Source organism: Priestia sp. FSL H7-0729 (assembly GCF_038005685.1).
Taxonomy (GTDB): domain Bacteria; phylum Bacillota; class Bacilli; order Paenibacillales; family Paenibacillaceae; genus Paenibacillus.
The window spans coordinates 135,332-149,299 of the sequence record NZ_JBBOTQ010000003.1 but is presented as its reverse complement, the minus strand read 5'-3'; the positions used below and the strand labels follow the sequence as shown (position 1 = coordinate 149,299).

Annotated in this window: 11 protein-coding genes; 6 read left to right on the top strand and 5 right to left on the bottom strand. The window is 47.1% G+C overall.

Annotation, left to right across the window (positions count from 1 at the left end; translation table 11 throughout):
• Positions 1–88: 88 nt before the first annotated feature.
• Positions 89–997: an ArsR/SmtB family transcription factor gene (locus MHH93_RS09730; RefSeq protein ID WP_500053873.1), complete on the bottom strand. Its 909-nt coding sequence runs from the start codon at positions 995–997 to the stop codon at positions 89–91.
• Positions 998–1,175: 178 nt separating this feature from the next.
• On the opposite strand from MHH93_RS09730, the gene arfA reads away from it, so the two are divergent.
• Complete coding sequence (gene arfA / locus MHH93_RS09725) at positions 1,176–2,681, top strand: arabinosylfuranosidase ArfA (protein ID WP_421887544.1); 1,506 nt, start codon at positions 1,176–1,178, stop codon at positions 2,679–2,681.
• A 114-nt stretch (positions 2,682–2,795) separates the two neighbouring features.
• Here the strand turns inward: arfA and MHH93_RS09720 are convergent, their stop codons facing one another.
• Positions 2,796–3,548, bottom strand: coding sequence for an MBL fold metallo-hydrolase (locus MHH93_RS09720; RefSeq protein ID WP_500053872.1), 753 nt, complete (start codon positions 3,546–3,548; stop codon positions 2,796–2,798).
• A gap of 131 nt (positions 3,549–3,679) precedes the next feature.
• Here MHH93_RS09720 and MHH93_RS09715 point away from each other — a divergent pair, with 131 nt between their 5' ends.
• Complete coding sequence (locus MHH93_RS09715) at positions 3,680–4,111, top strand: Lrp/AsnC family transcriptional regulator (RefSeq protein ID WP_339240158.1); 432 nt, start codon at positions 3,680–3,682, stop codon at positions 4,109–4,111.
• A 33-nt stretch (positions 4,112–4,144) separates the two neighbouring features.
• Here MHH93_RS09715 and MHH93_RS09710 read toward each other — a convergent pair whose 3' ends face one another.
• The 3 genes from MHH93_RS09710 to MHH93_RS09700 form a co-directional block, all read right to left on the bottom strand.
• Entirely contained in the window at positions 4,145–4,645 is a 501-nt protein-coding gene (locus MHH93_RS09710; protein ID WP_500053871.1) for a DUF5381 family protein, read from the bottom strand.
• Between the two features lie 158 nt (positions 4,646–4,803).
• Positions 4,804–6,615, bottom strand: coding sequence for an ABC transporter ATP-binding protein (locus MHH93_RS09705; RefSeq protein WP_500053870.1), 1,812 nt, complete (start codon positions 6,613–6,615; stop codon positions 4,804–4,806).
• Positions 6,608–8,350 carry an ABC transporter ATP-binding protein gene (locus MHH93_RS09700; protein WP_500053869.1) on the bottom strand — a complete coding sequence of 581 codons (1,743 nt, stop codon included), beginning with the start codon at positions 8,348–8,350 and terminating at the stop codon, positions 6,608–6,610. The genes MHH93_RS09705 and MHH93_RS09700 overlap by 8 nt, the downstream gene beginning before the upstream one ends.
• A gap of 361 nt (positions 8,351–8,711) precedes the next feature.
• Between MHH93_RS09700 and MHH93_RS09695 the strand changes: the two genes are divergently transcribed.
• The 4 genes from MHH93_RS09695 (at position 8,712) to MHH93_RS09680 (ending at position 13,957) form a co-directional block, all read left to right on the top strand.
• Entirely contained in the window at positions 8,712–9,635 is a 924-nt protein-coding gene (locus tag MHH93_RS09695; protein WP_500053868.1) for an S-layer homology domain-containing protein, read from the top strand.
• A 789-nt stretch (positions 9,636–10,424) separates the two neighbouring features.
• Positions 10,425–11,396, top strand: coding sequence for an ABC transporter permease (locus MHH93_RS09690; protein WP_500053867.1), 972 nt, complete (start codon positions 10,425–10,427; stop codon positions 11,394–11,396).
• 15 nt (positions 11,397–11,411) lie between these two features.
• Positions 11,412–12,320 (top strand): carbohydrate ABC transporter permease, encoded by a 909-nt coding sequence (locus tag MHH93_RS09685; protein WP_442031458.1) that lies wholly within the window; start codon positions 11,412–11,414, stop codon positions 12,318–12,320.
• Positions 12,321–12,361: 41 nt separating this feature from the next.
• Complete coding sequence (locus MHH93_RS09680; protein ID WP_253431291.1) at positions 12,362–13,957, top strand: extracellular solute-binding protein; 1,596 nt, start codon at positions 12,362–12,364, stop codon at positions 13,955–13,957.
• Positions 13,958–13,968 lie beyond the last annotated feature (11 nt).

The window sequence follows — 13,968 nt, the reverse complement described above, 5'->3', positions numbered from 1 at the left end:
GGATGTTCATATGTATATTAAACACCTTCCATTTTGCCTTTCAGGGCGAGTGGGAGGTGTTTTTGTGTTTTCTATTGAACAGAAGAAATCAATCCTGATAGTACAATCGGAACAGGATGTCCTGATTATAGTTTCCGAACCCCTCACCATACAAGGTAAGCCCGCCTACATGCCGGGCATCTTCCTCCACCGAAAGACGAAGGGTCCACTGATTGCGTTCCACGGGAATATCCGCAAGAGTGATCTCGGATAGATGTTGTCCGTCAATAAATGTACCTTCATTCGTAATTCGCAGTACCTTGAGCATGCCATATTGATTAACACTGTCACTCCACCATTCCGGGGTGAACATGCCGCGTCCGTTGCCTGAATCTCCAGGGCTTGTCCATTCTCCTAATCGGATGCCATTAAGCATGAATGTAATATCCGAGGGCCAGTTCGGATTAACGGATGGGGCTTCTGATCCAATCTCCAGGGACAATTCAATGGCGTTGATCTGTTGTCCGGATAAAATATAGTTTGGAATTTTGTACTCCACAAAACCACGGCCAAACCACAGAATATGGGCATGCATTCGCTCGGGGTCGAGGAAATAGCGAGGGTCATCGTACTGTCCAATCACCTGAGTGGACGTAGCGAGACCACATGTCGGATAGACGTCAAAATGGGTGTAGTGTCCCACAGGTACGGACACCTCGTGCAACTTGCGGGCTGTCCCGCTATCCTGCGGCATGGAAATGCCAATCCAGTCTACAGCCAGGCTGTTCATTTTATGTGTGCCACCGTCTTTGCGTATCATTTTGGACTGAATAATGCCCACATCCTGAAGTTTGCGGACATGCATGGTCACGATGGCACTACTCAGACCCAATGAAGCAGCGAGGTCTTTCACATTCATGGGTGTCTCTGCAACAAGGCGGATAATCTGTAAACGTACTTCACTGGCAAGTGCTTCATATAGGGGGAGCCATTCGGCATCGGTATTTGCTCTGATCACAGTTGTTCCTCCATTTGTCTTTATAGAATTAAGTTAAACATAAATTCAGTAAAAAGAATAACATTTTGCAAAATTCAGGTTGAAATTAAGGCTATAATCGATTTTAATATAAATATGAACGTTGATCCATAGAATATAAATTAATTTTTATATTAATCTAAGGGAGTTGAAATCCATTATGGAAAAAGCAAAAATGACGGTAGATAAAGATTTTACTATTGGTGTAGTGGATAAGCGCTTGTACGGATCATTTATTGAGCATCTCGGACGTGCCGTATATGGCGGGATTTACGAGCCAGGGCATCCATCAGCGAACGAACAGGGTTTCCGCACGGATGTGCTGGAGATGGTCAAAGAGTTAAATGTACCGATTGTGCGTTATCCAGGCGGTAATTTTGTATCCGGTTACAATTGGGAAGATTCGGTTGGGCCGGTGTCTGAACGCAAACGCAGACTGGAACTGGCCTGGAGAACGATTGAGACCAATGAATTTGGCTTCAACGAATTCGTGGACTGGGCGAAACAGGCGAATTCGGAAGTCATGATGGCCGTCAATCTGGGAACACGGGGCGCCGATGCAGCACGCAATATTGTAGAATACAGCAACCATCCGGAAGGTTCGTATTATAGTGATCTTCGCATCAAGCATGGATACAAGCAGCCGCATGCGATCAAAACATGGTGTCTGGGCAACGAGATGGATGGTCCTTGGCAGATCGGTCACAAAACGGCAGAAGAGTATGGACGTGCAGCTGTTGAAGCGGCAAAAGTCATGAAGTGGACGGACCCGACCATTGAACTGGTAGCTTGCGGAAGTTCGAACCTGAATATGCCATCATTCCCGGATTGGGAAGCAACCGTGCTGGATCATACGTATGACCATGTGGAGTATCTGTCCCTGCATCAGTACTACGGCAATCAGGAGCAGGATACGCCAACCTTCCTGGCACGTTCGCTTGAAATGGATCGTTTTATCGATACCGTGAAGGCGACCTGTGATTATATCAAAGCGAAGAAGCGCAGCAAGAAGACGATGTTCCTGTCCTTTGACGAGTGGAATGTATGGTATCACTCTCATGAAAGTGACTCCAAAATGGACCCGTGGCAGATTGCTCCGCCACAGCTTGAGGATATCTATAACCACGAGGATGCACTGCTTGTCGGTTGTATGTTGATCAGTATGCTTAAACATGCAGATCGGGTTAAAATGGCATGTCTGGCACAACTCGTTAACGTTATTGCACCAATCATGACAGAGACGGGCGGTGGTTCGTGGAGACAGACGATCTTCTATCCATTCATGCATACATCTTTGTTCGGACGTGGAACGGCATTGGTGCCATTGATCCAATCTCCGAAATACGATACTAAACAAATCACGGATGTTCCTTATCTGGAGGGTATTGCAGTTCATAACGAAGAGCAGGGTGAAGTGACTGTATTTGCAGTCAATCGTCATCTGGAAGAATCGCTTCCGCTCGAAGTGGATCTGCGCAGTTTCGGGAAATGCAGCTTGATTGAGCATATCGTGCTGGAAAGCGATGACCTCAAAGCATCGAATACGGCCGCACAACCGAACCGCGTTGCTCCTCATAATCGCGGTGGTGCAGTTGTATCCGAGACCCTGATTACAGCGAGTTTGGCAAAAGCATCATGGAACGTGATCCGTTTGAAAGTCCAGTAATAGTCAGAGTGTTTCTTGAATCAAAAAAAGCTGAGTGCGAGTTCATCGCATCCAGCTTTTTTCGTTGTATTTATAGGGAAAGGTATGCATCGGAGGTGCGTACGCGCTTTCGCTTTAAAACTCAAAACTCTCGCCATCACGCGGAATGAGTACCTGACCGTCCAACTGCTCAGATGCCAGATAAGTGGCAAGATCCGTACGAGACATCATACAATGATTAATCGCATCCATGTGCACGGCGATGACATGTGCAGACGGCGCATGGCGCTTCACGGCTACAACGTCAGGCCCGTCCATTGTAATGGGATCACCCTCCACGAAGCATGCGCCGCCGGCATTCACAACAATGACTTCAGGCGTGTATTGACGAATGGCCTCAGCAGGTTCTTCGCACCAGATGGTATCCCCAGCGATATAGGTGACGGGTTCTCCGTCTGCTTCAAGTACGAAACCGGACACGTTGCCCATACGTTCGCCGATTTGTCCTGTACCATGATGGCCGGAAGTACGGGCCAATCGAACAGAATGATGCTCATGCTTTTCATCTAGAGCTGTTACATTCGTGAAACCGGCGCCCAAAAATACATGCTCATCCCCAGGCTGGCAGATCAGAGGAATGTCTTTACCGAGTTGTTTCGCCGCTGCTTCATCCCAGTGATCGGGATGGGTATGTGTCACAATCAACAGATCTGGATTCAGATAATCCGTTTCGGTTTCAGGCAGAGCTACTCTTGGATTTCGTAACTCATTGGGTGTATTGGGGAATGCAGGCATGACTTCGGCGTCCATCAGCATCGGATCAACGAGAATGTTCAGCCCTCCGTATTCCAGCCACAGTGTAGCATTGCGAATCAATTGAATTTTCATGATATTTGCACTCCTTCGGGTTGTTGAATAGTATTACCCTATATGGTATACAACCCGTTTAACGGCGTACATAACATGTTGAATGGAATTAGGCTAAGCTAATTTCACTGTGAAAGGATTGCTGAAGCAAGATGAATGAAATGATAGATGACACAGATATCCGTATTTTGCAGATCCTGATTCAGGATGCCAAACGTTCTCACAAAGAGATCGGTGAAGAGGTTCATCTCACGGGACAGGCCGTCGGTGCAAGAGTGCGCAAGCTGCAAGACCTGGGGGTAATCGAAGGGTACACGGTAAAATGGAACCCGGAACGCCTTGGCCTCGGCCTACAGGCTTTTGTCACGGTTTTCTTGAACTCCGGTGACAGACATGCTGCCTTTCGTACATTCATTGCTGATCGTAAGGACATCGTTGAAGTCCATCGCGTCAGCGGAGAAGGCTGTTATCTGATGCGGGTGCAGACCAGCACCACAGAGCAGCTTGGCCAACTGTTGGAAGCCTTGCTGCCTTACGGCAATTACAGAGTCAGCCTGTCCATAGGTGTGGAGAAATCACAGTGATGTGTGTGTGCCTCGTCTCATCCATCACGATAGTCAATGATCTTGCTGCCGATCATGCAAAGTCTCCTGAAGCAAAGACACCGCTTGGTTCAGCTCTTTTTTGCTGAGTAGATGATCGGTCTGAATATGAGATCGGGTGCCGTCCTTCAGGAACAGAACGATCATGGGAGAAGCGGACAGGAGCCACTTGCTACGGGCAGGTGAGGCAAGTTCGACTTTGCGAATCCGGCTCCATGGAATCTTCCGCTTCCCCGTGTTCAACGCATCATCATCCCAGGATAACAACACGGCAGGCGTTCTGATTAGTCGTGACACAAACATGAAGAATAGGGGGCCGATCAACCACATACCCAGCACAGCAGCGATGGAATAGTATATCGTCTCCAGTCTTTCGGCTTGTCCGTCCACAATGATCCATAATAGGCTCACACACAAGAGGAGGAAAAGGAAGCATAGACTTGCTTTCCATAGAGCAGTGCTGCGTCGGTAATATATCTGCTGATGATCATGCTTGGGGATTTCAGGTTGCTGCATAGATGTGCCTCCTAATAACAATGCTGATCGATATGCCAAACGTGCCGCCTGCATGAGCAGAGCGGCATGTTCAACGTTACTGGCTATAATACAGATGACAGACCCAGATGAGTTCGTTAGCCCGATCTATAGTTTAACACGAACTTCATTCACGTCCATTATCCTGATATCGCTGAATTTTTACCTGCATCACGCGCATGCGTGTACAGATCGGCATACACGCCTTGGGCTTCAATCAGTTCCTGATGCGATCCTTCCTCCACAATCTCGCCATTCTCCATCACCAGAATTCGATCCGCATGCATCACTGTGGACAGACGATGGGCAATAACAATGGTGGTGCGTCCCTGGGATACCGATTCGAGCGCCTGCTGCACGAGCTGTTCCGTGTGTGAATCCAGATTGGCCGTTGCCTCATCCAGGATGAGCACTCGGGGCTGGAACACAACAATTCGGGCAAACGATATCAACTGCCGCTCCCCGGCAGACAGCCCGCTTCCGCGTTCAGACAGATGTGTATCATATCCTTGTGACAAACGTGAGATCATGGCATGTGCTCCGACAAAACGGCAGGCTTCAATTGCCTGCTCTCGCGTAATATCCTCACGAAACATTCTCACATTATCAATGATGGAACCGGAGAACAGGAAGGGTTCCTGTTGAATCAGACCCACAATCCGATGAAGTTTGGCCTGCGGCAACTGCCGAATATCGGTGCCATCAATTTCGATACTGCCCTTGTCTACATCATAGAAGCGATTGAGCAGGGAGATCAGGGTGCTTTTTCCAGCGCCTGTTGTGCCCACGATCCCTACCATTTCACCCGGATAGAGGTGCAGGTTCATATGCTGGATCAGGGGCCGATCTGCCCGATAACCAAACGACACATTGTTAAAATCAATCTGGCCCATCACGTTCCGCGGTTCCAGCGAAGAGGCCATCCTAGGCTCAGGGTCGGCAACTTCAGGCCGCGTATTCAGGATGTTCCAGATGCGATCCATGGATACGGTGGTGGACTGGAATGTATTCCATTGCATCGTAATCTGGTTGATTGGTTGGAAGAACTGACGAATATAGCTGATAAACGCATACAATACCCCGACTTGCAGGGACTCACCCAGTACGGCGCGACCTCCAAGCCAGACCATCATGACCAGTGCCGCATTGCCAAGGATATCAAACGTTCGGTTGAAGATAACATTGGAGCGGGCTTGCGCAATGTTGGCCTTCAGATGGAGCGCATTTTGTTCCGAGAAACGTTTCTTCTGTTCTTCTTCCTGGTGAAAAGCCTGAATCAGGAACATGCCGGACAAGTTTTCCGCCGTAAATGCGATCAGACGGGAAAGACGCGTACGGGCATTCTGATAAGCCTTCATCAGTCGACTACGGAATAATACCGCAACCACCGCAATGACAGGCAGGACGATCAGGGAGTAACTTGCCAGCACAGGATCAAGTTGGAACATAAAGACGATAATGAGCACCAGCATCATACCATCCCGAATCAGACTGAGCAGGACTTGAGTGAAAAAGCTGCTGATGGTCTCCGTATCACTTGATACGTTTGTAACCAGACTGCCGATATGGAAACGGTCAAAGAAGGACATGGACATCTTGGAGATATGCTTGAACAGGTCCTTTCTGATCCGGGATACAATGTTCTGTCCCACATGCTGCAACAGATTATTCTGAATATAGGTAAAAATAAAACTAATAACAGCCAGCCCGAGAAAGACGGCTGCAAGCTGTACGAGAAAGCCTACACTGGTCTGGCCAATGGCCAGATGATCATCGATGGCGATCTTCACTAGATAGGGTTGCAACAGATCTGCCGATATGCCAAGCAGTGAGCAGAAGAAAATACCGGCAAAAGCCCATTTATGCGGTTTGGCGTATGCCATCATCGCTTTGAACGAAGTTCGTTTACTCTGATCTTCTTCTGCATCTGGTCGAAGTTCAGCGTTAGACATGATGTAATCCCTCCTCCTGCAAACGGTAGGTGGCCGCATATAACCCCTTGGCAGCCATCAACTGCGCATGTGTTCCCTGTTCAGCGACTCGCCCTTCATCCAGAACGATAATATCGTCCGCATGACGGACCGCGCTGATGCGATGAGAGATGATCAATGTGGTTTTGCCCTTGCCGATCTCGCGCAAACTGCGGAGAATACCACTCTCGGTGACGGCATCAACCGCGCTCATGCTGTCATCCAGAATAAGTAACTGTGCTTGCTTGATCAGTCCTCTTGCAAGGCTGGTTCGCTGACGTTGTCCACCAGACAGGGTGAGTCCACGTTCGCCAAGCCGTGTATCGAAGCGATCAGGAAAACGGACAATATTGTCATAGATCATAGCTTGCCGTGCACTATGTTCCACTGTATCCAGCGATACTTCCCGGTCACTGAATGCGATGTTATCCCGGATGGTAGTGCTAAACAGGAAGCCATCCTGAGGGACGTAGGCGATGCGTGATCTTAGACTTTCCAGTGACAGCTGCCGAATATCGGTACCATTGATGCGAATCGTTCCTTCAGGTGGTTCATATGTACGCAGCAACAGCTTAACGAGGGTACTTTTACCTGAGCCGGTCTTGCCTACAATACCCACCGTTCGCCCGGCACGGATATTGAGTTGAATGTTTTTGAGAGCAGGAGATGAACTGCCAGGATAGGAGAAGGTTAGGTTCTCCATGGTGATATCTTGTACGGTATGGAGCGCTGTGGCTTCGGGAAGTTCACGGACATCCGCTATTTCGCTAAGTAGGTCATTTACTCGTTCCAGTGATGCGCCTGAGCGCTGAACGGTATTAATGACATTACCGATCTGTTGAAGTGGTCCCATGATCATGCGCAGATATAACGTCAAGGCGACAAAACTTCCGAGTGTAATGGAATTCTGCATGGTCATCATACCTCCGACAAGCAAAGAAACGACCAATGAGATGGCTCCCAGCAGCGGGAGCAAAGCTTGAAACAAGGAAGACAGACGAACGAGCCGAAGCTGTTTGCTCTTGATCTCATCGACGGTAGTTCCAAAGCGTGCACGAGCACTGTCTTCGATGGCAAACGTTTTGGTTACGCGAATGCCGCCCAGCTGCTCTTCTGCGGATTCCGTCATGGTGGCAAGAGCTTCCTGCACGTCGCGAGAGCGCTTGCGAATCCGTGGACCAAAAAACACGACCAGAAATGGAATCGCCAGCAAAGGGACAACGCTAATTAGAATGAGTGTCAACGGAATCCCGCTAAGCAGCATCATGACAATGCAGGACAACAGCAGGAAGGTGGCATTGGTCATGAGCGTCACGCCATTGGATATCGCTTCACGTACGGAAGTAACGTCATTCATGACATAACTGAGCAGTTTTCCGTTCCCCTGTTTGGAGAAATAATGTTCGCTAAGTTCGGAAAATTTACTGAATATACGCTCACGCGTCATGAATTCGAAGCGTCGACCGAGCTTCATAATCATGAACTGCCCGGTACCGAACAGTAGATTATAGCCGATGGCAATAGCTAGAAGGGACAGGCTGTACCTTACGATTGTCTGCATCTGGAGCGTGTTCTGCATCAATTGATCCGTGAAACTGCCAAGTATTCGGGGCAAGGATGCTTGCCCCACATTAGAGGCAATAATCAGAAGAACAGCAAACAGATAGATAGGCCAGTTCGATACAACATAACCGCGAAGTAATCCTTTCTTGGACATAAGCATTGTTCTCCTTTTGTTATAGGTGAAGTCAGTTCAGGCAGGTGGAGTCAAGAAAAGGGCCGACACCTGTTATTAGCGCGTCGTGCCCTCTTACTGTATGCGATCTAGTTCGTTGTTTATCCGTCATCCGATAGAATTCTCTATGCTTATTTTTGCGCTAATCCGAATCAATGTCAACGAAGCCAGTTAGCAAAAACTGGTGGCTTGGACTCGTGACCGCGGAGATGAGTTCTATGCAGTGTTCCCGTGTTGTATTCACCAGATGTCGAAATTACTGAAACATTTTCAACGCATACCCCGTCTGTAGGAATGAAGAGGTAAAAAATAGGCTTTACTAATTATATGGAGGTGCCAGGAAATGAAACATAAAAAAGGATTGGCTGCAACGCTTGCACTCTGCGTTTCTTTGACAGCAGGAGGTGCATCGGTATTCGCTTTCTCAGATGTGAAGGATGAAGGTCAGAAGTCGATTGTGGATTCATTGAAAACAAAAGGTATTATTAACGGAGTAACAGCAGATCTGTTCCGTCCAGATCTCGCATTGTCCGAGCCACAGGGTGTTCAACTGATTGTGAATGCATTTGGTCTGAAAAATGCATACGCGGCGTCTGCCGCTCAGGATAAAATTAGTCCGGACACATGGTATGCGGATGCTGTACAGGCCGCAACCCAAAATGGATTGTCTATTCCGGTAGAAGTAAACCCGCAGGGTAAAATGACACGCGAGCAATTTGTTATTTTGCTTCATGAAGGTATTAACACAACCGGGAATTATCCGGTCATCATGAAGTATAATCTTGTTAAGGACGAAAATAAAATCGGTAAGGACGCCATATCTGCGGTCCAGAACTTGCTGAACATGAACATCATTGAACTGGATAAGGACGGTAACTTCCGTCCAGATCAGTCGCTTACCCGTATGGAGGCTGCAAGCATGATCTTCAATGCACTCGAATTCGTGGATAAACACGGCAATGGCGGCTCAGCAGAGCCGGCTCCAACCAATCCAGGTGAAGGCCAGCAAGCGATCGTACCTGAAGTGACAACAACGAAGGTTGATGACAAAACAACCAAAGTTAAACTCAGTGCTGAAATGCCACACCCTGGTTATGGATTGAAGATTGATGATGTGAAATTGGAGAAGGATGGACGCGCGATCGTGCTCTATTCCATTATTCAACCTGACCCGGACATGATGTATCCGATGGTTATCACAAATGTGACTGCAGAAACGGATATCCCAACAGGATATACGGCAGAAGCTCAACCTTCTGGCAAGTAAATTTCCTGCAAACCCTATAAACCATTCTCCATTCATATGTGGAGAGTGGTTTTTTTATTTGAGACGAAGCTATAAACATGTTTTGTATGTTGTAAGTTATTTTACATAAAGAGATAATAATTATTACATATAAAGATAGTAAAATAGGTATTTTCTTAGATTATAAAGTTAATTCGTGTTACTGAATGGGCTTTTTTTGATTCTTTTTTCCCATATATCTGTGGATATCAGATTCCACACCTTTGTGCAAAATCTACACATGTGATTTCAGATTTCCAGTATTTATAAGGGTTTATGCATCTGAAGGTAAAGTTAAAAACAACATATATACGAAAGAAGGAGAAGAAATATAGAATAAAGGCAAGCAATTACGGGCTTGTAATATGCGATATATATGTGATAGATAATATTACATTGTACACAGCAGTAAAACCTTAAGTCCTCTAAACATTAGAATCCAGTAGGATGCTTGAGACATGAATACCGTGTTCGATGAGTATATGTGGGTTTTGACTTTTGAGGTCTGTTTCCTAAGTTGGGTTCAGATATAACTTCTTTCAGTTTCATGTGATGAAACGCTCAATGACAACTATAGGAGGGTAATGAGTCAAATTCTACATGTTTTACTCCCCGAAATGACAATGACAAGCTGGCAACCGAAGTGTAAACCCCCGTTGTAACAGGATATTCAGTGATTTTAGATGGAAAGGTTGAAATGGCATATTTACGGATCGGGAAATGAACCATAAACTCGGTATGTAAGCGTTACCAAAAAGGAGGAAACAACTGATGCAACCAGATGGGAAGCACACCTTGTCGCAAAACCTATCGGTATACACCAATCCGAGCAGTAAGAAAAATAAATTAGGGAGAAGGATGATTCGAAACTGGGAGTTGTATCTGTTTATCGCGCCAGCCTTTCTATATTTTCTGATCTTCCATTACGGTCCGATGTACGGCATACAAATTGCATTCAAAAATTTTATTCCAACGCTTGGTGTCACGGGAAGCCCATGGGTCGGATTCGATCATTTCATCCGTTTCTTCAATTCTTATTATTTCTGGGATTTGCTATGGAATACCCTTAGCATCAGCTTGTATGAGTTGGCTATAGGTTTTCCGCTGCCGATCATTCTTGCACTAGCGTTCAATGAAGTGAAGGATTCTTTCTTCAAGCGTACTGTGCAGACCGTCACGTATGCACCGCATTTTATTTCGGTCGTTGTGATGTCGGGTATGATCATTACCTTTTTGTCTCCCTCATCAGGCATGATTGTCAATTTGGTGGAAGCCCTTGGATTTCAGGCACCTCAATTCCTGACGGACCCTGCGTGGTTCAAAACAGTGTACGTATTGTCCGGAGTCTGGCAAAGCGCAGGTTGGGGCACGATCATATACCTTGCGGCCCTATCTGGCGTAGACCCGCAACTGCATGAAGCGGCTGTGGTGGATGGTGCGAGCCGGTTTAAACGGATTTTACATATTAACATACCAGCCATCATCCCTACGATCACCATCTTGTTAATTCTGAATATGGGCAGTATTCTGGGCGTCGGATTCGAGAAAATCCTCCTGCTGCAAAATCCGCTGAATATGGGCTCGTCCGATGTCATCTCCACCTTCGTCTATCGGTCCGGTCTGGTTGATGCGCAATACAGTTTCTCTACGGCGGTGGGATTGTTCAACTCCGTAGTTAATGCGATTCTGCTCATTACCGTGAATCAGATCGCACGTCGTACCAGTGAAAACAGCCTGTGGTAAAAGGAGGGAATACACATGTCATCCGCAGTGAAAGAAAGCAGAAGCGATAAGGTGTTCTTAGTGTGCAATTACATCTATCTGACGGTAGCGCTCGTGATTGTGTTGTATCCGCTGCTATATATCATCAGTGCCTCAATTAGTGATCCCAAATACGTAAGCTCCGGGGAGATGTGGTTACTTCCGAAAGGAATTACATTTGAGGGCTATGCCCGGGTGTTTGAGAACACCAACATCTGGATCGGGTACAAAAATACAATTATCTATACCGTCGTAGGTACCATCGTTAACCTGATTGTCACTTTACCAGCAGCCTATGCGCTCAGCCGCTCGGACTTTGTGGGACGCGGATTCTTCATGGCGATGTTTATGGTAACGATGTTCTTCGGCGGAGGGCTTGTCCCGAGTTACCTGCTGGTCAAGGATCTTGGTATGGTGAATAGCATGTGGGCACTTATTCTGCCTGGAGCTGCATCCATCTGGAATATTATCGTATGCCGTACGTTCTTCCAATCGACCATCCCCAAGGAGTTGCAGGAAGCGGCGCATATAGATGGCTGTACCAACACACGGTTGTTCGTCAAAATCGTGCTTCCGCTCTCCATGCCAATCATTGCAGTGATGGCACTCTTTTACGGAGTCGGACACTGGAACAGCTATTTTAGTGCGATGATCTATTTGAATGATTCCTCCAAGTACCCGTTGCAGCTCTTTCTGCGCCAGATTCTGGTGCTTCAGGAAATGGCGGCACAGGGGGGAGGCGCTATCGATACATCTTCAGCAACGGCGATGAATACCAAAGCGGAGATTGCTGCGCTGGTTAAATATGCTGTCATTATTGTTGCGACCCTACCGGTCATTGCAGTGTATCCATTCCTTCAGCGTTACTTTGTCCAGGGTGTTATGATCGGTTCCGTTAAGGGATGATCTTAATCCATATACCACATTAAACAAGGGGAGTTGTTGTCATGAAAAAGCTTCGCAAGGCTTCATCCATTACACTCTGTCTCACCTTATTCGCAACATTGCTTGCAGCCTGTGGTTCAACCAATGAAGAAGGAAGTGCGACCTCCACAATTGAGGGGGTCAAAAAAGAAGGTTTCCCCATTGTAGACAAAACACTAACGCTGAAGGTCATGTCTCAGGATGCGGGTGTAGCCGACTGGAGCACAATGCCTGTGCTGCAAGAAATGGAGAAACTGTCGGGCATCAAGTTGGAATACCAACTATCACCAATCGACAGCTTTGAAACGAAAAAAAATCTGGTATTTGCCAGCGGAGACTTGCCGGATATGTTCTATGCTGCGGACCTCAAGCCAGCCGAGCAGGTGACATATGGCAGTCAGGGCATATTGATTCCGTTGGAAAAATACATTGACGAAGGTTACGCCCCGAATATCAAAAAGATTCTCGATGAGAACCCGGATGTCCGCAAATCATTTACAACACCTGATGGGCATATGTATGCACTCCCATTCATTGATAAAGCGGCTGTATGGTATAGAGGTCCAATGTGGTACAACGGTGAATTCCTAAAGGCGCTTAATGTTGAAGAGCCTAAGACCACGGAAGAATTGTATACGTATCTCAAGCGTGTCAAAGAAGAAGATCCGAATGGCAATGGCCAGCAAGATGAAATTCCGCTGACTTCTGTAAAACTCGATGATCTTCGCATGTTTTTCTTCGGCTTCTGGGGAATGTACAACGAAGGCATCTATTCCGATAAGGACGGAAAAGTTCACTACCCTTATCAAGAAGAAGGTTACAAAGGGTATCTGACATTCATGAATCGCTTGTGGAAGGAAGACTTGCTGGATCATGAGACCTTCTCTCAAACAGGCGATCAGAAAAAAGCAAAAGGTGAAAGCAACAAACTTGCACTCTTCAACGATTACCATCCATACTTCACACTCGGCGGTGAACCCAGCACGGATCACCCGCTGATGACACCAGTGAAGAGCGAAGTGGCAGACTCTCCGGTATACGGCAAACACCCGGGTATGTCGGCTCGCGGTACCTTTGCGATTACGAGCAGCAACCCGTCGCCTGAGGCGACGATGCGATGGATCGATTACTTGTACAGCTATGAAGGTGCGACTCTGTTCAATCAAGGTCCGGAAGGTGTGTTATGGCAATTCAAAGACAAGGAAAATCACGTAAAAGAGTGGCTGCCCGTTCCTGGGGGTGGGGATCGTGAGGAATACCGCGGTAAAATCACGCCGAACTTTGGTATCTTGACACCGGGGATTAATGATCCGGAAGTAGCGAAGGGTCTTCGCACCGAATTTGATGAGTGGATTGACCAGCAAAATCAAGAGAAGTTGGTACCTATCGGAAAAGCACCATTTCCCAACGTTTATCTGACGAATGAAGAGCAAAGCGAAGCCACCGCTCTATTGTCTGACCTGGATACGTACGTCAAGCAGATGGAAGCAAAGTTTGTGACGGGTCAGGAACCTCTTGAGAACTGGGATAAGTACATTGCACAGATGAAGAAAATGGGCAGTGACCGTATCATCGAACTGTATCAGGGAGCATACGACCGCTGGAATTCCGGGCAATAAAAAAAGTCTGT